The sequence below is a fragment of the Nonomuraea sp. IBHARD001 genome (assembly GCF_056106265.1).
On the sequence record NZ_JBWBBW010000002.1, the window covers coordinates 6,477,635 to 6,497,490 of the forward strand.

22 protein-coding genes are annotated in these 19,856 nt (G+C 70.7%); 9 read left to right on the top strand and 13 right to left on the bottom strand.

Features of this window, described 5'->3' with window-relative positions:
* Window positions 1-4: 4 nt before the first annotated feature.
* Entirely contained in the window at window positions 5-1,372 is a 1,368-nt protein-coding gene (locus ACTWNK_RS31410; RefSeq protein ID WP_474308493.1) for an MFS transporter, read from the bottom strand.
* Between the two features lie 223 nt (window positions 1,373-1,595).
* Here ACTWNK_RS31410 and ACTWNK_RS31415 point away from each other — a divergent pair, with 223 nt between their 5' ends.
* From ACTWNK_RS31415 to ACTWNK_RS31435, 5 genes are all read left to right on the top strand, one after another.
* On the top strand, window positions 1,596-1,679 hold the full coding sequence (locus tag ACTWNK_RS31415; protein ID WP_474311027.1) for a putative leader peptide: 84 nt from the start codon (window positions 1,596-1,598) through the stop codon (window positions 1,677-1,679).
* 107 nt (window positions 1,680-1,786) lie between these two features.
* Window positions 1,787-3,460, top strand: a complete 1,674-nt coding sequence (locus ACTWNK_RS31420; RefSeq protein WP_474308495.1) for a nitrite/sulfite reductase — start codon at window positions 1,787-1,789, stop codon at window positions 3,458-3,460.
* A complete protein-coding gene (locus ACTWNK_RS31425) occupies window positions 3,457-3,603 on the top strand; it encodes an Insertion element protein (protein ID WP_474308497.1) in 147 nt (48 codons plus the stop codon). The genes ACTWNK_RS31420 and ACTWNK_RS31425 overlap by 4 nt, the downstream gene beginning before the upstream one ends.
* Before the next feature lie 5 nt (window positions 3,604-3,608).
* Window positions 3,609-4,331 carry a phosphoadenylyl-sulfate reductase gene (locus ACTWNK_RS31430; RefSeq protein ID WP_474311028.1) on the top strand — a complete coding sequence of 241 codons (723 nt, stop codon included), beginning with the start codon at window positions 3,609-3,611 and terminating at the stop codon, window positions 4,329-4,331.
* Window positions 4,313-5,056 carry a sirohydrochlorin chelatase gene (locus ACTWNK_RS31435; protein ID WP_474308499.1) on the top strand — a complete coding sequence of 248 codons (744 nt, stop codon included), beginning with the start codon at window positions 4,313-4,315 and terminating at the stop codon, window positions 5,054-5,056. Before ACTWNK_RS31430 ends, ACTWNK_RS31435 begins: the two co-directional genes overlap by 19 nt.
* Before the next feature lie 24 nt (window positions 5,057-5,080).
* Here ACTWNK_RS31435 and ACTWNK_RS31440 read toward each other — a convergent pair whose 3' ends face one another.
* The 3 genes from ACTWNK_RS31440 to ACTWNK_RS31450 all read right to left on the bottom strand — a co-directional run bounded on the left by ACTWNK_RS31440 (window position 5,081) and on the right by ACTWNK_RS31450 (window position 7,237).
* The gene (locus ACTWNK_RS31440) at window positions 5,081-5,803 is read right to left on the bottom strand and encodes a hypothetical protein (protein WP_474308501.1); all 723 of its coding nucleotides are present in this window, start codon (window positions 5,801-5,803) and stop codon (window positions 5,081-5,083) included.
* Window positions 5,804-5,806: 3 nt separating this feature from the next.
* Window positions 5,807-6,307 (bottom strand): SigE family RNA polymerase sigma factor, encoded by a 501-nt coding sequence (locus ACTWNK_RS31445; RefSeq protein ID WP_474308504.1) that lies wholly within the window; start codon window positions 6,305-6,307, stop codon window positions 5,807-5,809.
* A gap of 120 nt (window positions 6,308-6,427) precedes the next feature.
* Window positions 6,428-7,237 carry a DUF1707 SHOCT-like domain-containing protein gene (locus ACTWNK_RS31450; RefSeq protein ID WP_474308506.1) on the bottom strand — a complete coding sequence of 270 codons (810 nt, stop codon included), beginning with the start codon at window positions 7,235-7,237 and terminating at the stop codon, window positions 6,428-6,430.
* 115 nt (window positions 7,238-7,352) lie between these two features.
* On the opposite strand from ACTWNK_RS31450, the gene ACTWNK_RS31455 reads away from it, so the two are divergent.
* On the top strand, window positions 7,353-8,720 hold the full coding sequence (locus tag ACTWNK_RS31455; RefSeq protein ID WP_474308508.1) for an ankyrin repeat domain-containing protein: 1,368 nt from the start codon (window positions 7,353-7,355) through the stop codon (window positions 8,718-8,720).
* 10 nt (window positions 8,721-8,730) lie between these two features.
* On the opposite strand, the gene ACTWNK_RS31460 is transcribed toward ACTWNK_RS31455, so the two are convergent.
* From ACTWNK_RS31460 to ACTWNK_RS31470, 3 genes are all read right to left on the bottom strand, one after another.
* On the bottom strand, window positions 8,731-9,627 hold the full coding sequence (locus ACTWNK_RS31460) for a maleylpyruvate isomerase family mycothiol-dependent enzyme (protein ID WP_474308510.1): 897 nt from the start codon (window positions 9,625-9,627) through the stop codon (window positions 8,731-8,733).
* Window positions 9,627-10,172: a sigma-70 family RNA polymerase sigma factor gene (locus ACTWNK_RS31465; protein ID WP_474308512.1), complete on the bottom strand. Its 546-nt coding sequence runs from the start codon at window positions 10,170-10,172 to the stop codon at window positions 9,627-9,629. Before ACTWNK_RS31465 ends, ACTWNK_RS31460 begins: the two co-directional genes overlap by 1 nt.
* A 139-nt stretch (window positions 10,173-10,311) precedes the next feature.
* On the bottom strand, window positions 10,312-10,872 hold the full coding sequence (locus ACTWNK_RS31470) for a hypothetical protein (protein ID WP_474308514.1): 561 nt from the start codon (window positions 10,870-10,872) through the stop codon (window positions 10,312-10,314).
* Between the two features lie 43 nt (window positions 10,873-10,915).
* Here ACTWNK_RS31470 and ACTWNK_RS31475 point away from each other — a divergent pair, with 43 nt between their 5' ends.
* Complete coding sequence (locus ACTWNK_RS31475) at window positions 10,916-11,491, top strand: hypothetical protein (protein ID WP_474308516.1); 576 nt, start codon at window positions 10,916-10,918, stop codon at window positions 11,489-11,491.
* Here the strand turns inward: ACTWNK_RS31475 and ACTWNK_RS31480 are convergent.
* Window positions 11,463-12,806: a hypothetical protein gene (locus ACTWNK_RS31480; protein WP_474308518.1), complete on the bottom strand. Its 1,344-nt coding sequence runs from the start codon at window positions 12,804-12,806 to the stop codon at window positions 11,463-11,465. The two genes, ACTWNK_RS31475 and ACTWNK_RS31480, sit on opposite strands and share 29 nt — an antisense overlap.
* A 51-nt stretch (window positions 12,807-12,857) precedes the next feature.
* The gene (locus ACTWNK_RS31485) at window positions 12,858-13,388 is read right to left on the bottom strand and encodes an RNA polymerase sigma factor (RefSeq protein ID WP_474308520.1); all 531 of its coding nucleotides are present in this window, start codon (window positions 13,386-13,388) and stop codon (window positions 12,858-12,860) included.
* A gap of 148 nt (window positions 13,389-13,536) precedes the next feature.
* Between ACTWNK_RS31485 and ACTWNK_RS31490 the strand changes: the two genes are divergently transcribed.
* Entirely contained in the window at window positions 13,537-13,965 is a 429-nt protein-coding gene (locus ACTWNK_RS31490; protein WP_474308522.1) for an OsmC family peroxiredoxin, read from the top strand.
* 73 nt (window positions 13,966-14,038) lie between these two features.
* A complete protein-coding gene (gene glgX / locus ACTWNK_RS31495; protein WP_474308524.1) occupies window positions 14,039-16,141 on the top strand; it encodes a glycogen debranching protein GlgX in 2,103 nt (700 codons plus the stop codon).
* Window positions 16,142-16,148: 7 nt separating this feature from the next.
* On the opposite strand, the gene ACTWNK_RS31500 is transcribed toward glgX, so the two are convergent.
* From ACTWNK_RS31500 to ACTWNK_RS31515, 4 genes are all read right to left on the bottom strand, one after another.
* Window positions 16,149-16,481, bottom strand: a complete 333-nt coding sequence (locus ACTWNK_RS31500) for a YnfA family protein (protein WP_474308526.1) — start codon at window positions 16,479-16,481, stop codon at window positions 16,149-16,151.
* A 17-nt stretch (window positions 16,482-16,498) separates the two neighbouring features.
* On the bottom strand, window positions 16,499-17,989 hold the full coding sequence (locus ACTWNK_RS31505; protein ID WP_474308528.1) for a GMC family oxidoreductase: 1,491 nt from the start codon (window positions 17,987-17,989) through the stop codon (window positions 16,499-16,501).
* 20 nt (window positions 17,990-18,009) lie between these two features.
* Window positions 18,010-18,777: a MoaF C-terminal domain-containing protein gene (locus ACTWNK_RS31510; RefSeq protein ID WP_474308530.1), complete on the bottom strand. Its 768-nt coding sequence runs from the start codon at window positions 18,775-18,777 to the stop codon at window positions 18,010-18,012.
* 67 nt (window positions 18,778-18,844) lie between these two features.
* Window positions 18,845-19,687, bottom strand: coding sequence for an SDR family NAD(P)-dependent oxidoreductase (locus tag ACTWNK_RS31515; RefSeq protein ID WP_474308532.1), 843 nt, complete (start codon window positions 19,685-19,687; stop codon window positions 18,845-18,847).
* Between the last annotated feature and the right edge of the window lie 169 nt (window positions 19,688-19,856).

Here is a 19,856-nt window from a genome sequence, read left to right on the forward strand (position 1 = left end):
GCCGTCATCGATTGGCGGTGGCGAACTCGAGCGCGTCCTCCGGCGACTCCGGCAGGCTGCGCAACCGCGGGATGATCGAGAAGAACAGCGGAAGCGTGGCGAGAGCCGACAGGATCGCGGCCACCCACAGCGCCTCGCGCAGACCGATCGCAGCCCCGAGGAAACCGCCGGCGAGCGCCCCCACAGTGCCCAGGCCCGACAGCAACGTACGCATCCCCGCGGTCATCCTGGCCATGAGCGTCTGCGGCGTCACGGCCTGCCTGAGGCTGACCGCCACCACGTTCGCCACGGACAGGCCGAAGCGCATCAGCAGGTATCCCGCGCCGATCAGCGTCGCCGTCAGCCACGTGGGCCCGCTGGCCGCGGGCACCAGGAGCGGCCCGCAGTACCCCACGATGACGGCCACCAGATAGACCCGGCCGAACGGGAACCTCTTGGTGAAGCTCTGCGCCGACATGGCGCCGAGCAGCCCGCCGATGGCGCTCAGGCTCAGCACGAGACCAAGCGTCGCGGCCGTGAAGCCGAGCGTCTTGACCGCGTAGAGCACGAAGATGCCCTCGATGAACATGTAGCAGAAGTTGTAGGAGGAGCCGATGATCGCGATCGTCCGCAGGAACGGATTGGACGCGACGAAGACCACTCCCTCGCTGATCTCCTTGCCGAGATGACGCTTGGTGTCACGCGGAGGCGGCGGCGGTTCCGGACGCCTGATGAAGATCAGCGTGAGGACCGAGGCCACGTACGAGAAGGCGTCGACGAGGAGGGCCACCGGCGCGGTGAAGACCTGCACGAGCACACCGGCGATGCCGGGACCCGCCAGTTCGGCGGCCGAGTAACTGGTGCTGACCTTGCCGTTGGCCGAGACCAGGTGCTTCTTGTCGACCAGCGTCGGCACGTACGACATCCAGCTGACGTCGAACACCACCGTGCAGACGCCGATCGCGATCGCGATCGCGTACAGCGCCGGCATGCTGAGCATGTCGAGATAGCCGAGCAGCGGCACCAGGCCGATCAGCACCGCCCTGAAGCCATTGGCCGCGATCATCAACGGACGTTTCCTGAGCCGGTCGGCCCACACACCGAACAGCAGCGACAGGAAGAGGAACGGGGCGAACTGGGCGAACCTCAGACCGCCTGTCTCCTCGGCGCCGGCGTCGAGCACCAGCACCGCGGTCAGAGGCAGTGCGAGCGCGGTGACCTGCACACCCATCAACGAGATGGTCTCGCCGACCCAGAATTTCGTGAAGTCCAGATTGGCCCAGAGACCTCGGTCCTTGGGTGCTGGGGGTTCCGGTTTGTCGGAGTCGAATTGGCTCTCCGTGGACAACGGACCTCCATATGAGTCGCTCGAACGCAGGGCAGCCGCGGGCAATTGTCACTGGCGTTCACGACGGCCGTCAATTGCCGCTGTGTTTCACATTTTCGCGACGGATAATCCCATTGCTTACATCAGACGTTGGGATTTACTACGGCCGCCGATGCGTTCTTGACCGCTTTCGGCGGGGCCCGCGCCCGGCCTGCCCACAGGACGGGATGATCGTCCAGACTCTGGACCAGTCTTGGACAGAACGGACTGTCGGGGTATGGTCATAGGCATGCCAGCGGACCCGATGCTCGTAGGACGACGCCACGTCGACCTCCAGCGTGTCCGTAGTGCCATCTGTTGCGCCGCCCGCTGACCTCTTTGTCTTGATGTAGGGCGCGACGCAACCACCCCTGGACCTCCGGCTCTCGATGATGAGAACCGGGGATAGCCGTGCGCGCCCATGAACCCAAAGGACGCGCCATGACCACCCCGGCCAGCCGCCACCACAAGCGCCCTCGTGGTGAAGGTCAGTGGGCTCTCGGCTACCGTGAGCCGCTCAACAAGAACGAAGAGAGCAAGAAGAACGACGACGGCCTCAACGTCCGCCAGCGCATCATCGACATCTACTCCAAGGGCGGGTTCGACTCGATCGACCCGGCCGACCTGCGCGGCCGTATGCGCTGGTACGGGCTCTACACCCAGCGCAAGCCCGGGATCGACGGCGGCAAGACCGCGATCCTGGAGCCGGAGGAGCTCGACGACCGCTACTTCATGCTCAGGGTCCGCATCGACGGCGGCCAGCTCAGCCTCCAGCAGCTGCGCGTGATCGCCGACATCTCCAACGAGTACGGCCGAGGCACCGCCGACGTCACCGACCGCCAGAACATCCAGCTGCACTGGATCGAGATCGAGGCCGTGCCCGACATCTGGCAGCGCCTGGAGGCCGTCGGCCTGTCCACCACCGAGGCGTGCGGCGACACCCCGCGCGTCATCATGGGCTGCCCGCTGGCCGGCATCGACTCCGACGAGCTGCTCGACCCGACGCCGCAGATCTGGGAGGTGCAGAAGCGCTTCATCGGCGACCCGGCCTACTCCAACCTGCCGCGCAAGTTCAAGTCCGCCATCTCCTCCTGCCCGGCGCACTGCACCGTGCACGAGATCAACGACGTGGCCTTCGCCGCCGTGACCAACGAGGCGGGCGAGAAGGGCTTCGACCTGTGGGTGGGCGGCGGCCTGTCCACCAACCCGATGCTGGCCAAGCGGCTGGGCGTGTTCGTCAGGCCCGAGCAGGTCGCCGACGTCTACGGCGGCGTGATCGGCATCTTCCGCGACTACGGCTACCGCCGCCTGCGCCACCGCGCCAGGATCAAGTTCCTGGTCAACGACTGGGGCGTGGAGAAGTTCCGCGAGGTGCTGGAGACCGAATACCTCAAGGAGCCGCTGCCCGACGGCCCGGCCCCCGAGCTGCCCAGGGGCGGCAGGCGCGACCACGTCGGCGTCTTCCCGCAGAAGGACGGCAACTTCTACGTCGGCTTCGCGCCCAGGGTCGGCAGGCTCGACGGCGACAAGCTGCACCTGATCGCCGACATCGCCGAGCGCCACGGATCCGGCCGGGTGCGGACCACGGTCGAGCAGAAGATGGTCGTCCTCGACGTCGCGCCCGACCAGGTCGACTCGCTGGTGGCCGAGCTGGAGGCCAACGACCTCAAGGTCAACCCCTCCACCTTCCGCCGCCAGACCATGGCCTGCACCGGCATCGAGTTCTGCAAGCTGGCCATCGTCGAGACCAAGGCCAACGCCTCCGACCTGATCGACCAGCTGGAGCGGCGCCTGCCCACCTTCGCCGAGCCGCTCACCATCAACGTCAACGGCTGCCCCAACTCCTGCGCCCGCATCCAGGTCGCCGACATCGGCCTCAAGGGCCAGCTCGTCGTCGACGACAAGGGCGAGCAGGTCGAGGGCTACCAGATCCACCTGGGCGGCTCACTCGGCGTCAACCCCGGCTTCGGCCGTAAGGTACGCGGCCTCAAGACCACGGCCGAGGCCCTGCCCGACTACGTCGAACGCGTCGTGACCAACTTCGAAGGCCAGAAGAAGGAAGGCGAGAGCTTCGCCGACTGGGTCCAGCGAGCGGACGAGGCGGACCTCAAGTGACGACACGAGCCGTTCCCTTCCACTGCCCGTACTGCGGCGACGAGGACCTGGAGCCCTACGAGGGCGACGGCGGCTGGTACTGCCGCTCCTGCGCCCGCGCGTTCAAGCTGAAGTTTCTCGGAATCGGAGTGAGGTCCCTGTGAGCAGCCTGGTGGACATCGAAGTCGGATTAACGCAACAGCGTGGCGCGCTCGACCTGCAGGACATCGTCGAGTCCGCCGCGCAGTTCCTGGAGGACGCCCCGGCCCGCGAGATCATCCGCTGGGCGGCGGCCACCTTCGGCGACCGGCTCTGCCTGACCTCGTCCATGAGCGACGCCCTTCTCATCGATCTGGTCAGCCGGGTCAAGCCGGGCGTCGACGTCCTGTTCATCGACACCGGGTACCACTTCGCCGAGACCATCGGCACGCGCGACGCCGTCCAGCAGGTCTACGACGTCAATGTGATCAACGTGACGCCGTCGCGCACCGTCGCCGAGCAGGACCGCGACCTCGGTCCCCGGCTGTTCGGCCGCAACCCCGACCTGTGCTGCTACATGCGCAAGGTCGAGCCGCTGAACCGGGCGCTGGAGCCGTACCTCGCCTGGATCTCCGGCATCCGCCGCGACGAGTCGGCCACCAGGACCGGCACCCGCGTGGTCGAGTGGGACGCCAAGCGGCAGATGGTCAAGGTCAACCCGATCGCCAGGTGGACCCAGGACGACGTCGACAACTACATGGCCGACAACGGCGTGCTGATCAACCCGCTGCACTACGACGACTACCCCTCGATCGGCTGCGCGCCCTGCACCCGTCAGGTCGCGCCCGGCGAGGACCCGCGCAGCGGCAGGTGGGCCGGAATGGGAAAGATCGAGTGCGGCATTCACCTCTGACCCCGCCGCTGGTCGCCGTCGCGCACGGTTCACGCGACCCGCGCGCGGCCGCGACCGTCGAGGCCCTGCTGGAGCGGGTACGGCTGGCCAGGCCCGAGGTGGAGGTGCGCTCGGCCTATCTCGACCACGCGCCGCCCAGGCCCGCCGACGCGCTGCGCGGTCTCGACGAGGCCGTGGTGCTGCCGCTGCTGCTGACCGAGGCCTACCACTCCAGGATCGACCTGCCCGCGGTGATCCTGGAGTCCACGGCCGTCAATCCGCGGCTCCGGGTGCACTACGGCTCGACGCTCGGGCCGCATCCCCGGCTGCTGACCGCGCTCGAACGCCGTCTGGCCGAGGCCGGGGTGCGTCCTCGCGACCCCGCCACCTCCGTCGTGCTGGTGTCGGCCGGTTCGAGCGACGCGCAGGCCAACGCCGTCGTCGCCGCGCTCGCCGCCGAGTGGGCCGCGAAGGGCTGGGCATCGGTCGTGCCCGCCTACGCCTCGGCCGCCTCCCCCACCCCGCAGGAGGCCGTACGCCGCCTGCTGGCCTCGGGCGCCGAGCGCGTCGCCGTCTCGCCGTACCTGCTGGCGCCCGGCTTCTTCGCCGACAAGGTACGGCAGGCGACGCTGGAGGCGGGCGCCGACGTGGTCGCCGACGTGCTCGGGCCCGCGCCCGAGCTCGTCGACGTGCTGCTGGAGCGTTACGACCAGGCGCTGGCCCGGGTTCTGACGCCGGTCGGGTGAGTCACCCGCACAGGCAGGGGTGAGTCACCCGCACAGGCCGGGGTCCCTCTCCCGGCCTGATGCGGGGTCGAGCAGGACGATGTCGCCGTGGCAGCTGAGCGCGGTGCCGGCCAGGACGTCGACGCCCCAGTCGGCGCGGTAGAGGGACGTCGTCGCCAGGGCGTCCATCCCCGCCCGGTCCAGCGGTGTGGCGGGCGCCAGGTCGCGCGGCAGCAGCAGCGCGCCGATCTCGTTGTGGCCCCCGCGCACCTGGTCGGCGGCGAGCGTCAGGTAGGAGCCTGTCGCCCGGCACGGCATGTTCACCGAGGGGGCGTCGTTGACCCGCACGAGCAGGACGAACGCGGCGGGGCAGGTCACCTTGACCAGGACCGGCACCGACGAGCGGGGGAACGACAGCGCCGCCGGCGCTCCCCCTTGGTCGAACAGCGCCGAGCCGAGCGACCTGCCGTAGTCCGGCGGCACGAGCGGAACGTCCCTGTCCGGCACGATCAGCACGGTCGGTGTGGTCGCCGGGCCCGTCATGACGCCCTCCCACACCGCCCGGCCGTCCGGCTCGACCCCGCCGCCGAGCAGGCCGCTCAGCCCCGCGACGACCAGGCCGAACGCCGCCGTCGAGGCCAGCGCCCTGCTCCTGAACCGCCTGATACGGCGCACCCGCCTGTCGACGTCGGCGACGGTCACGCCCCTGTGGTGGCCGTCGCTGTCGTGGTCGAGCAGGTCGCGTACCTGCTGTTCGGTGATGGTCATGGGTCAGCTCCCCGTCGTGACCGCGGCCTTGGCCGCTGGATCGAGCCGCAGCTTCGCCAGCGCCCTGCTGGCCTGGCTGCGTACCGTCGCCGTCGTGCATCCGAGGATCTCGGCTATCTGGTGATCGGTCAGATCCTCGAAGTACCTCAGCACCACCACCGCCCGCTGCCTCGGCGGAAGGGCGGCCAGCGCCGTGCGCAACGCCTGCCTGGCCACGAGGTCGGCGTCGTGCTCCTCGTCGCAGGCCACCTCGGGCAGCACCTCGGTCGGCACCTCGCCCCGCCAGCGCCGCCGCCACCAGGTGGCATGGGTGTTGGTCAGGACGCGGTACACGTAGGGGTCGGGATAGGCGCCCACCCTGCGCCAGGCCAGCCATGCCTTGGCCAGTGCGCTCTGCACCAGGTCCTCGGCCGTGGCCCAGTCGCGGCACAGCAGGTAGGCCGTCCGCAGCAGGCGTGCCGAGCGTTGCTCCACGTACCGTTCGAAGTCGGCCCGATCACGCATGCGGGTCCTCACTGCTGCTCGGCGGTTCGGCATCGGTCACCGACTACTACGCCCGAACCCGGCCGATCTGTTGCACGCTCCGAGGCAGATATTCGCGGGAGGAGGAACCGGACGGGCGGCTCAGTCGTCGCGGTCGGTGCGGCGCGGGATGCCGGTCCTGGGGTCGTACTCGCCCCGGGGCAGGCCGGTCGCCGGGTCGTACTCGCCTCGCGGGAGGCCGGTTGCCGGGTCGTAGTCGCTCTTGGGCATGCCGGTCCACGGGTCGAGCCTGCCGCGGCCCATGTCGCCGGTGATCCCGGCGCGCATCTCGCGCCACTGCTCGCGCCAGGCGGCCCACGAGCGCTTGATCGGCTGGGCCTTGGAGTCGCCGACCACCTTCACATCGCCCATCAGCACGAACGCCTTCACCCTGATCCGGGGGACGTTCATCCCGGTGGGCGCTTCGAGCACCTCGACCTTCTTGTCGCCCATGATGGCGATGCCCTCCAGGTCGACGTCGACGCCGTCCGGCACGATGATCTTCACATCGCCCATGATCGCGGTGGCGACGATGTCGACCGTGCCGGTGCGCACCTCGGCCTCACGCAGGTCGAGCAGCACGTCGCCCATCACGGCCACCGCGCCGAGCTCGCTGTCCACGCGCCACTTGCCCCTGCGCTTGGAGTCGCCCATGATCGCGACGAACCAGCGCCTGGTACGGCCGCCCTCGCGCGTCGGCTCGGGCATCGCCGGGCGATACCCCGGCGCGGTCGCGGGCAGGTCGGCGGTGAGCAGGGCCAGCTGCGCGTGTGTGGCCGCGGAGTAGGCGGCCTCCGTGCGGTCGGTCAGCTCGGTCAGCGTCAGACGTCCTTCGACCGAGGCCACACGGAGCTGCTCGACGACGTCCTCGCGCTCGGCGTCCGAAGCGCGGATCTCCCCTGGATCGGTCATACTCGCAACATATCGCGTTTCGCCGGTTTTCCCGATCCTTCGTAAGGAGGAATCGTCCTACACACAAGGGTTCAGGGTGCGAGCACCTGGTCGCCGACGCCCTAAGCTCGCTGGTATGCATGAGGAACAGCTCTACCGCGCCGCGCTGAACGGCGAGACCGACACCGTGCGCGAGCTTCTCGCCCAGGGCGCCGACCCCAACGTGGTCAGCCAGGGCGAGGAAGAGGGCCTGCCGCTGTGCGCCGCGGCCGCCTGGGGCCGGGTGGAGACCCTGCAGACGCTGCTGGACGCCGGAGCCGAGGTCGGCGGGCGCGAGAGCGGCGGCTGGCACGCCCTGCTGTGGGCGGCGGCCAACGGCCAGGCCGAGGCCGCCCAGACGCTCGTCGAGGCCGGAGCCGGGGTCGACGACGCCAACGAGGACGGCGACACCCCCCTGACGCTGGCCGCGCGCCGAGGCTCGCTCGGTGTGGTCAAGCTGCTGCTCGACAGCGGCGCCGACGCCGACAAGAGCGACGGCGACGGCGACACCCCGCACGACATCGCCACCGGCTGGGTCGGCGAGCACCTCGAAAGCGCCCTGCTCGACCAACTCCAGCAGGACACCCCCGACGACTGGTCCTACGTCGTGGCCAGGCAGTACGCCAAGGACGGCACCGAACTCGTCACCGTCGCCGCCCACTCCCCCGACGGCGCCGAGACCACCCAGATCCAGGCCCAGCGCGGCCACGCCGCCGTCGCCACCCTGCTGGAGGAGGCGAGCAACCTCTACGTCAGGCCCGAGGAGCTCGTCAGCCGCGCCCTGTCGCACCGCGACACCGACGAGGACGCCGAGACCTGGTGGATCGTCGCCGACGCCCTGGCCAGGCGCGCCGACGAGGAGACCTACGAACTGCTCGGCCGCCTGTGCGTCAGCGAGGACGCCCGCGAGCGCGAGTTCGGCGTCGACGCCATCGCCCAGTACGGCTTCGCCGACGGCGACAAGCCCTTCCTCGAGCGCACCCTGCCCCTGCTGCGCAAGATGGCGACCACCGAGGGCAACCCGCAGGTCCTGCGCTCGGTCCTGGGCGCACTCGGCCACCAGGGCGACCCGCGCGCCCTGCCCGACGTCCTCGACATCATCGACAGGCCCGGCCACAAGCGCACGATGACCGACGCCATCGCCCTGGCCGACGTCCTGCCGCCCGACCACGCCGAGGGCCTGGCCCTGCTCATCGCGATGACCGAGGACGAGGACGAGGAGGTGCGCGACTGGGCCACCCAGGGCCTGGCCTCCCTCGACGCCGACACCCCCCTCATCCGCGACGCCCTCGCCCGCCGCCTGGACGACACCGACCTGACCGTCGTCGCCGAAGCCGCCAAGGGCCTGGCCGAACGAGGCGACCCCCGCGCCGAGCCCGGCATCAAACGCGTCCTGTCCGACAGCGACGACCCCTACGCCCGCGACCTCGCCACCGACGCCCAGACCAAATTGAACACCCCTTAGCGGCTCCTCCTCACGGCCCCGACAGTGCCGGGGCCGTGGTGAGGATGGTGTGGCCCAGGGTGTGGTCGCCTTCCAGGGTGGCGGGGAAGGTGGCGGGGTCGTCGCCCCGGCCGCCGAGCAGGAAGCAGAACGGGACGACCTGGGTGGTGATGTGGACCTCTGCGGGGCCGGTGAAGGGGGGATCGGAGACGCCGAGGGGAACGTGCCAGTCGCCGCCGCCTTCGCCGGTCAGGGTGAGGTGGAGGGTGTGGCCGGTGCCGTCGATGCCGGACATGAGCAGCGTCCACGGCAGCAGGCGGGCGCAGAGGTCGGCGGCGGGGTGCACGTGTGCGGCGACGGGGTGCGGCAGGGTGAGGCCGGTGGTCCTGGCCGCGTCGTCGGTGTGGATCCAGGTCTCCAGCATCCTGATGAGCAGGTGGTCGCGCAGGGGCGCGGTGTGGCCCGCCGACTCGGTCAGCGCGTCGGGGTCCGCAGAGGCCAGATGGCGGCACAGGGCGTCGGCCTGGGCACGCCAGTCGCGCCTGGTCTGCTGGGGGCTGCGTGCGCGTTCGTGCGTCTGCACCTCGGCGGTACGGCCCATGGCGTCGCGGGCGCGCAACGGCGGACCGAGCACGGGAGCACCGACAGCGGCGGCGACGAGCCCGTCCTTGGCAGCGAGATGGGCGAGAAGCTCCTGCAACGTCCAGCCTTCGACGACGACCCGCCCCCAGTCCTCCTCCTCGACCGAGGCGAGCAACGCGTCCATGGCGGCGACCCGCCCGGCGAACGGCGCGACCCAGGCGCCGGCCGGTACGGCGGGGCGGCGCCGAGCCCTGGCGCCCGCCAGGAGTTGCGGCCTGAGCGAGCGCTCCGGCATGGCCGCCTCCTCCGTGAGCGCGTCGAGGTACATCCGCTCGATCGGGTCCATCACCCCTCCTCCTCGGCCAGTTCGCGGGCCAGTCGTCGCAGGGCGAGCCTGATGCGCGACTTCGCGGTGCCCTCGGGCACGCCGAGTTCGACGGCGACCTGACGATAGGTCCTGCCGGCGAAGTAGGCGAGTTCGAGTGCGCGCCTGAGCGTCTCGGGCAGCCGTTTGACGGCCGAGCGCACGCGCTGGACCTCGTCGGCGGCCATGACGGTGTCCTCCAGCCGTTCGGGCTCGGGCTCGACGAGGCGGGGGCCGAGCGCGCTGACGCGGCGGCGCTCCTCGGCGCGCACGTGGTCGACGGCCCGGCGGTGGGCGATGGTGGCCAGCCATGAGCGCAATGAGCCCCTGCCAGGGTCGAAGGCGAGCGGCTTCTCCCAGAAGACCAGGAACACCTCCTGCGTGATGTCTTCGGATATCACCCTGTCGCGGGTGATCCTTACGGACAGCCCGAAGATCAGCGAGGACAGCCTGTCGTAGATCTCCTCCAAGGCTGACTCGTCGCCGCCCACCACTCTCTGGTGCAGCAGGCGATCATCGTGGACCACCGTCTCCGGTGCCTCCACTGGCACCACGCTCCCGTGATCGGGGATCCTGTCGTTCGACCCGAGCATGTCACTATTCGCCGGAAATGTTGAGCTGGATGACGGCATTGCGGAACTGGCTCGGAATCGCAATTCGGACAGGTCACTGCACTCGCGGACGTCCTGTGTAGGACCGGGCGATCCTGCGGTGATAGGCCCTGACGGTGGCAGCGACGCCCGGATCGCCGAGCATCGCCTCCAGCGCGCACGGCCCGGCGGGCGCCATCGAGGCCGCGAACGACACCGCCCACCAGTGCTTGCCACCCGCCCCGGGAGAGGCGCAGAGACGGGCGATCTCCCGCCATTCGGGAGTGGAGGCGAGGCCGTCGAGGTCGCACAGGGCATGGGCGAACAGATGCAGTGCGGCTCCCTCCGTCACGGCCACCGCCCGGCCGGTGCCGCCAGCGGGTGTGTCGATCACATAGCCGAGCGTGTGGTCGCCCACCCACAGCGTGCGCAGCCCCTCGGCCAGCCGCTCGCCGTACCCGGGTGCGAGCGCCGCCGCGAACGCGAGCTCGTCGACGGCGGCCACGAGCGGAGCGGCGGGCGCCTCCCAGAGGCGGCGCAGCACGGGTTCGAGCGACCCGCAGTGCCTGCTCCCGTCACGCGGCTGCGGAATGACACCCAGAGGGTACGGCGGGCGGCACGCGAATTTCTGCTCCATACGCCATAAGAGTTCCGGGCCGGGCGCATTGATTACCGCTATCTTGAACCATCGAATTCCCCTCCAGGAGGAAATGGTGAAAAAGGAAACATCGTCCATTCTTCTCGCCGCTTCGATCTGTCTGGCCGCGACGACTCCCGCCCAGGCCGCCCACGCCCAGCGCCAGGCCGGGCCGCCCGCCACCGGCACGTGCGAGGAGCGGCTGGCCGGGGCGGTCGCCGAGCATCTCGCCGAACAACCGGGAGGAGTGCAGGTCGAGCCGGGTGTGCTGTCCTACGACGACGGGCGAAGGGTCGTCGAGATCGCGATCTCCGACTGCTCGTTCCAGCAGTTCGACTGGGGCCGGTGCGAGAGCGGCACGGTCTGTTTCTGGACCGAGCGCGACCGGGCGCGCATCACGCTGAGATACACGACGGTCGGCGACTGGGCCGCCATCCCCTACGGATTCGCGGCCGCCTACAACAACCGCTCGAAGGCGATGAATGTGAAATTGTCCGGTGGCCGAAAAGGCTGCGTGGCGCCATACGGAAAGGTACACCGTCATCCGATGTACACGAACTGGCGAGAAATCAAGCTGGAGCGCACAAAGGCTAGTTGTTCCGACTCCATTCTCGGCTGACGAACGCCCAGAGGTCGGCCACACAGGGCGTGGGGACGTTCAGCGCGGCGCCGCCTGAGACGACGACGCGCTCGGCCGACAGCAGGGCGCCGTCCCGTTCGGCGGCCACGAGCACCCATCTGTCCGCCGAACCGGAGCCGAGCCTCAGGTCGTAGCCGAACGCCCATCCCTTCCGTCCGGCCCTGTCGGTGACCTGGCCGAGCGTCCGCACCTCACCACGCTCGGCCAGCACCCGCCACAGCGCCCCGCGCAGCCTCCCGCCGACCACCTCGTTGCGATGCAGCTCCACGACCGCCCGGATCAGCCGATACGTCTCGGGCCACCCCTCGGCCTCGTACGCGCCGAGCAGCTGGACGACCAGGCTCCTGTCCCGCATCGACAGCAGCGCCGAGGTCAGCCCCTTGGGTGAGTACGGCATGCGCTCCTGCGCCGTCATCGGGCCACGCGCGATCCGGCCCGGTGTGAACAGCAGGCCGTACTCCACCCGCCTGGTGCTCCCCTCGCCCGACAGCGGCGTCCACAGGTCGGCCAGCCGCCCCACGACGGCCGATCGGGTGCCCGCAGGGCCCGCCGTGGTCTCCAGGCGCAGTTCGGCGACCTTGACGTGGTTGTAGCGCGCCTCACGCGGCGCCTCCCCGCTCCCGTCGGCAAGCTCGGCGAGCCGCCGCAGCCCCGCTCCCGCCTGGGGCCCGGAGGACTCGGCGTCCGCGGGCCGGGGCCCCGTCCGCGTGAACCCCCTGCGCGTGGAGGACGCGCCCGTACGCATGGGCGGCGAGTCCTCCCGCACGGACGAGGCCCCCGTACGGGAGGCCGGGGGCAGGACCGGACGTGTGGACGAGGCGCCGGTGACGCCCACGGAGGCGGGAGGGGCCTCAGGGAGCGAGGAGGCGTCGTCGGGGAGGGTGGCGCACAGGGTGAGCCTTGGGGTGCCCGGGTAGTGGACGTCGGATGACATGGGGGCCATGTCGCCGGGCGCCGGTCCGGCGGACAGGCCGGGTGGCAGGGAGGGGTGGGTGGGGGTGTCGCGGACGACGGAGACGAGGGTCACGGCGGCGGCCACCGCGACGCCTGCCGCGACCGGGCGCCACCACACGGGCCGTCGCGCCCGGCCGTACACCCCGTGTGTGCGGCCGTGCCCCGGCCCGCCCCTGCGCCCCCGTGGGCTGGGGCGGGTCCGGGGGTCCGGGCCGCCGGACGTGCGGCCGGCCAGGATCTCCGCCAGGAGCACCCGGTCAGGCCGCACATCACGAGGCGCGGGGTCGTACGCGGCCATGACCCGCCGCACCACGCCGTCGAGCGGATCCTCACTCACCATCACGCCCACCCCCGAACCCGAACCCACGAAGAGCGACACCCGCCCACCCGCTCACCACGACCCCTCCCCCTCGAAGCCGTGCACCCGCAGGTGGTCCTTCAGCTGCGCCCGAGCGCGGCACAGGCGGGTGGCCATGGTGCCCGCGCGGCAGCCGGTCACCTGGGCGGCCTCCTGGACGTCGAGGCCGTCCCAGTAGACGAGCTGGAGCGCCTCGCGGTAGGTCTCGGAGAGTCTGGACATCGCCTGCTCGAAGGCCAGCCTGGCGGTGACGGCGCCGTCCACGGCGGGGGCGTCGGGGGTGGGCCGCCAGGTGCGGAGGCGTTCGCCGAGGGCCTGGCGGCGGCGCTGGCCGCGCCATTCGTTGCTGACCTGGCCCCGGGCCATGCGGAGCAGCCACAGGCGCTGGGCGCGCTCCTCGCGGGGGAGCTCGGCCAGGCGCCGGAACGCGTCGGTGAAGGTCCTGGCCGCGATGTCCCTGGCCGTCTCCAGGTCGAGCCGCCGCGCGGCGTATCGGAGGATCACCGGGTAGTCACGGTGGTACAGCTCGGTGAACAGCTTGTGCTCGTCATCCTCGGCCTCCACCACGGTCGCCCTTCCGCTGCCTCCGACTGTTGAAGTCCGGCCGATCGCCTTTGATTACACAGCCGATCCATCCGAGCACGGAAGGTCAGGCGGTCCCAGGCACGATATGTTCGCCAGTGGGACCACATACGAATGAAGGGATATCGCCATGGCGACGACTCGCACCGCCACGACTCAGTGGAAGGGCGCTCTGCTCGACGGATCCGGCACGGTTGCGCTGAACTCCTCGGGCGTGGGCGCTTTCGACGTCTCCTGGCCGTCGCGGGCCGAGGAGGCGAACGGCAAGACCTCCCCCGAGGAGCTCATCGCCGCCGCGCACTCCTCCTGCTTCTCGATGGCGCTCTCGCACGGCCTGGCCCAGGCGGGCACGCCGCCGCAGACCGTCGAGACCAGGGCCGACGTCACCTTCCAGCCGGGTGAGGGCATCACGGGCATCGTGCTCAGTGTGCAGGCGCAGGTGCCCGGCCTGACCGCCGAGCAGTTCCAGGCCGCGGCGGAGACCGCCAAGGCCAACTGCCCGGTCAGCAAGGCGCTCACCGGCACGACGATCACGCTCAACGCCGAGCTGCTCGACTAGTACGGCGACGCGACCTGCGCGCACGGCCTCGCCGCCTGGCGACGGGGCCGTGCATGCACGACAATGGGGCCGCATGCGAGAAGTCTGGCCGGGCGAGCCCTATCCACTCGGCGCCACCTGGGACGGCTCCGGCACACGGTTCGCCGTGTTCTCCGAGGTCGCCGAGCGCGTCGAGCTGTGCCTGTACGACGACGAGGGCAAGCAGGAGCGCGTCGACCTGCCCGAGGCCGACGGCTTCGTCTGGCACGGCTACCTGCCGGGCGTTCGCCCCGGCCAGCGCTACGGCTTCCGCGTCCACGGCCCGTACGACCCTTCGCGCGGGCCGCGCTGCAATCCGGCCAAGCTCATGCTCGACCCCTACGCCAAGGCGATCGACGGCGACCTGCGCTGGGACGAGTCGCTCTTCTCCTACCACTTCACCGATCCGGGTCAGCTCAACACCCTGGACAGCGGGCCCTTCGTACCCAAGAGCGTGGTGGTGGACCCGGCGTTCGACTGGGGGGACGACCGCGCGCCCGGCACGCCGTACCACCGGACGGTGATCTACGAGGCGCACGTGCGGGGGCTGACGATGCGGCATCCGGCGGTTCCCGAGGGGTTGCGGGGGACCTATGCGGGGATCGCGCATCCGGCGGTGGTGGAGCACCTGCTGTCGCTGGGGGTGACGGCGGTCGAGCTGATGCCGGTGCATCACCACATGCCGGAGCACTTCCTGGTGGCCAGGGGGCTGACCAACTACTGGGGCTACAACTCGATGGCGTATCTGGCGCCGCATGCGGCCTACTCGGCGTCGGGCACGCGGGGCGAGCAGGTGCGGGAGTTCAAGGCCATGGTGCGCGCGCTGCACGAGGCGGGCATCGAGGTCATCCTGGACGTGGTCTACAACCACACGGCCGAGGGCGACCACATGGGACCCACGATGGGGTTCAGGGGGATCGACAACGCCGCCTACTACCGGCTGCACGACGGCGACAGGCGCTACTACCTCGACTACACGGGATGCGGCAACTCCCTCAATGTGCGTTCGCCGCACGCGCTGCAGCTCATCATGGACTCGTTGCGCTACTGGGTGCTGGAGATGCGCGTCGACGGGTTCAGGTTCGACCTGGCCTCGGCGCTGGCCCGTGAGCTGCACGACGTGGACCGGCTCTCGGCCTTCTTCGACCTGATCCAGCAGGACCCGGTGGTCTCCAGGGTCAAGCTGATCGCCGAGCCGTGGGACGTCGGGCCCGGCGGCTACCAGGTGGGCAACTTCCCCGCCCTGTGGACGGAGTGGAACGGCAGGTACCGCGACGCGGTGCGTGACTTCTGGCGTGGGGCGCCTTCGGCGCTGCCGGAGTTCGCCTCCAGGCTGACCGGCTCGCAGGACCTCTACGCGGCGGGCGGTCGCCGGCCGATCGCCTCGATCAACTTCGTCACCTGCCACGACGGCTTCACACTGACCGACCTGGTCTCCTACGAGCACAAGCACAACGAGGCCAACGGCGAGGACAACCGCGACGGCACCGACGACAACCGCTCGTGGAACTGCGGCGCCGAGGGCCCGGTCGAGGACCCGGCGATCGTGGGGCTGCGCCGCCGCCAGCGGCGCAACATGCTGACCACACTGATGCTGTCGCAGGGCGTGCCCATGCTCTCGCACGGCGACGAGATCGGCCGTACCCAGCGGGGCAACAACAACGCCTACTGCCAGGACAACGAGGTGGCGTGGGTGGACTGGTCGATGCGGCACGCCGAGGCCGACCTGCTGGCGTTCGTCAGGGCGCTGGCGCGGCTGCGCGCGGCGCATCCGGTGTTCAGGCGGCGTATGTTCTTCCACGGCCGCACGCCGGGCGACGGCAGGCGCGACCTGGTGTGGCTGACGCCTTCGGGGGTGGAGATGTCGGCGTCGGACTGGCAGATCGGCTATGCCAAGTCGCTGGCCGTCTACCTCAACGGCGAGGCGATCACCGAGCTCGGCCCGAGGGGCGAACGCGTGGTGGACGACTCGTTCCTGCTGCTGATCAACGCCCACAACGAGGACATGACCTTCACCCTGCCCGGCGGCGAGTACGGCGAGCACTGGCGAAGCGTGCTGGACACGGCGGAGGAGGCGCCGCGCGAGGAGCGGCCCGCCGCCCACGAGGTCGCGGTGACCTCGCACTCCACCCAGGTGCTGCGCCTGCCCAGGACGTGAGGCGCGTTCAGCCCCTCGGCGCGTACATGATGACGGCCACGCCCACCAGGCAGACCAGCGCGCCCACGACGTCCCACCGATCGGGCCTGAACCCGTCGGCGAGCATCCCCCACAGCAGCGAGCCCGCGACGAACACACCGCCGTACGCGGCCAGGACGCGGCCGAAGTTCGCATCCGGCTGCAGCGTCGCCACGAAGCCGTACAGGCCGAGTGCGAGCACCCCGGCGCCGATCCACAGGACGCCGCGGTGCTCGCGCACGCCCTGCCAGACCAGCCAGGCCCCGCCGATCTCGGTGAGGGCGGCCAGGGCGAACAGCAGCAGCGAGCGCACGGTCGTCATCCCGCGACCGTAGCGGGTCAGGCGTGCAGGCCCGCCCGTGCCACCAGGAACCCGGCGGCGCGTTCGGCGATCATGATGACGGGCGCGTTGGTGTTGCCCGTGGGGATCGTCGGCATGACCGAGGCGTCGGCGATGCTCAGGCCGCTCAGCCCGCGTACGTTCAGCCGCTCGTCCACGACCGCGTCGAGGCCGCCGCCCATCGGGCACGTTCCCGACTGGTGGTGGTAGGTGATCACGGTCTCCCTGATGTAGCCCTTGAGCAGGTCGTCGGACTTGGCGAGGGAGGCCGGGTAGATCTCCCTGGCCCCGTAGCCCTCCCGCAGCGCGGGCTGTGCGGCGACGTCCCTGCACAGCTGCACGGCGGCGGCCAGCGCGTCCACGTCGGAGGAGGCGGCCAGCACACGGGGGTCGATGTGCGGCGGATCCTCGGGCTCGGGCCCGGTGATCTCGACGAATCCCCTGCTGGCCGGCCGTACCAGCCCGGCCATCAGCGAGAAGCCGTTGGGCGGCCCGTGCATCCAGTCGGCGTACAGCGGCACCCCGAAGTGGATGGGCTGCAGATCGGGTACGGCGAGGCCGGGCCTGCTGCGCCAGAACATGTGGCTCTGGGTGGGCGGCAGCGAGACCGGGGGCGGCACGGGATGCTCGCTGGTCATCACGACCGGCACCAGCCAGTGGTCCTGCAGGTTGCGCCCGACGCCGGGCAGGTCGGCGACCACCGCGTCGACGCCGAGCCTGCGCAGCCTGTCGGGGTCGCCCACGCCCGAGCGCTGCAGCAGCAGCGGCGTGCCGATCGCGCCCGCGCTGAGCACGACCTCGATCTCGGCCCTGGCGGTGTGCTCGCCGTCGGCGTCGCTCCACCGCACGCCCACGCACCGCTCGCCCTGGAAGATCAGGCGGTGGGCGTGGGCCCCGGTGACGATGCGTATGCCCGGTTCGCCGCGCACCGGTGTCAGGAAGGCGTCGGCCGTGGTCAGCCGTTCGCCGTCGCGCATGGTGAGCTGGGTGTAGGAGACGCCGTCCTGGACTGCGCCGTTGTAGTCCGGGTTGTGCGGGATGCCGAGCTGACCGGCCGCCTCGACGACGGCCTGGTGGATGCCGTCGGGCTCGTACCCGGCCAGCAGGCCGATCTCGCGCTCGACCGATCGGAAGACGGGCTCGACGTCGGCCCACGACCAGCCCGGATTGCCGAGATAGGCCCAGGTGTCGTAGTCGGCCGGGTTGCCGCGTACCCAGATCATCGCGTTGAGCGCGTGCGACCCGCCGACCACACGTCCTCGGGGCAGGTGCAGGCGCCTGCCGTGTGCGTGCTCCTGCGGGGCGGTGCGGTAGGCCCAGTCGTACTCGCTGTCCCACAACTCGTGCATGCGTCCCGCCTGGCGGATCTGCGGCACGCCGCCTTCGCCGCCCGCTTCGAGCAGCAGCACGCTCAGCCCGGCGGCGGCGGCCCTTCCGGCCACGACGCATCCGGCCGAGCCCGCGCCCACGATGATGACATCGGCCCGCAACGCCCCCACCCCACTCCCCCTCAGACCGGCTGCTCGTCCGGGTACTGCGCCCGGCCCAGCGAGGTGATGAACGCCCCACCGGGGGCCCATCGCGGTGTGCCCGCCGCGCCGAGCCCGAAGAACGAGCCGGTGCTGCGCATCGCCGCGAGGTCGTACAGCCAGGTGGCCGCGACCGGGATCTTGAACTCCCTGAACGTGAAGACGTACAGGTCCTCGGCGAAGCGCCAGGTGGTGGTCAGGTCCACGTCGCCGTGCCCGCGCTGGGCGCCGACCAGGCACTGCCAGGCGTAGCGCTCGCTGCTGAGGTAGACGTGCTCGTACAGGTGGTCGGGGCTGTAGCGGTAGAGCGCGCGCCAGCCGACCAGGTCACGGCTCTCGCCCGGCACCTCGCCCGTCGCGCCGCCGCTGAGCGTGGCCGCGGTGAAGGTCTGGCCGACCCTCGGCGCGCCCTCGACCGGCTCGTCCGCGATCGTCGAGCCGATCTCCATCGCCCTGCCGCTGGTGACGTCGACGACATAGGCGTCGGAGCGGTACGGCAGGCCGGGGTAGGTCGTCGACAGGTAGAACAGCCCCTGGCGCACCTCGACGGCGTCGTAGCGGCCCTCGATCTCCTGCTCGCCACGCCTGCTGCGCACGGCGTCCTCGCTGTCGAAGGCCAGGCGGACCTCGCCGCCTCCGTCGAGCGACAGTTCGAGGACGCGTCCGGCCAGCGCGGCGCTCGTCGGCATCCGGTTGCCGTCGATGCCGGCGGCGAAGTCGTCCATCGCCTTCCAGTCGGTCGCGGTCACGAGTCGATCACCTTCCAGTCCGTCACTGTCATGAGGCGGTCCTCGATCTGGGTCGAGTGTTCGGTGCTCACGGGTCGATCACCTTCCAGTCGGTCAGCGTCGTCGGCCGCTCGCCCTCGACGAACGCCAGGGTCGGCAGGTCCACGCAGCTCGCGCCCGAGTCGATGACGAGCTGCGTGCCGGTGATGGCCGCCGCTTCGCCGGAGGCGAGGAAGGCGATGGCCGCAGCGACCTCGTCGGCGTCGGCGGGCCTGCCGAGCGGGGTGTCCTTGGTCACCAGGGCGTAGGCCGCTTCCCTGTCGATGCCGTACTTGGCGCCCAGCACGTCCATCTGCTCGTCGGCCATGGTGGTGCGCACCCAGCCGGGGCAGACGACGTTGCTGCGCACGCCCTTGACGCCGTAGTCCCTGGCGATCGAGCGCGACAGGCCGATCAGCGCGTGCTTGGTGGTGACATATCCGGCCACGCCGGGTCCGGCGAACAGACCGGCGAGCGAGGAGACGAGGACGACGTTGCCGCCTCTTTCGATGAGCGCGGGCATGGCGGCCCTGGCGCTGACGAAGGCGCTGTCGAGGTTGGCGTGCGTACTGAAGCGCCAGCTGTCGTCGTCGGTCTCGGTGAGTGTGCCCGGCCGGTGCGCGCCCGCGTTGGCGACGAGCACGTCGACCCCGCCGAACGCGGCCACCGCCGCGTTCACCACACGCTCGGCGTCACCCGCGAGCGCGGAGTCGCCACTGACCACGAGGGCCGACTCGCCGAGCTCGGCGGCCACCTCCTTGAGTGGCTCCACCCGGCGCCCCGTGAGCACCACCTGTCCGCCTTCGGCCACGACCCTGCGGCACACGGCCGCGCCGATGCCGGTGCCCGCGCCGGTGACGATCGCCACCTTGTCCGCGAAACGTCCAGTCATCCACCACTCCTTCCACGATTCGTTCGCGACCGTATTGCAGCCCGCGACGAGCGTGCGCGGCGGCGAGGGCATCGGCATCTGACCGACAAGTCCTGAGCACTGAGGGTCAAGTTCGCCCGCGCACGGTCCTTCACCCTGTTGGAAATGCGGGCGAGTCGGCCACAGCTAG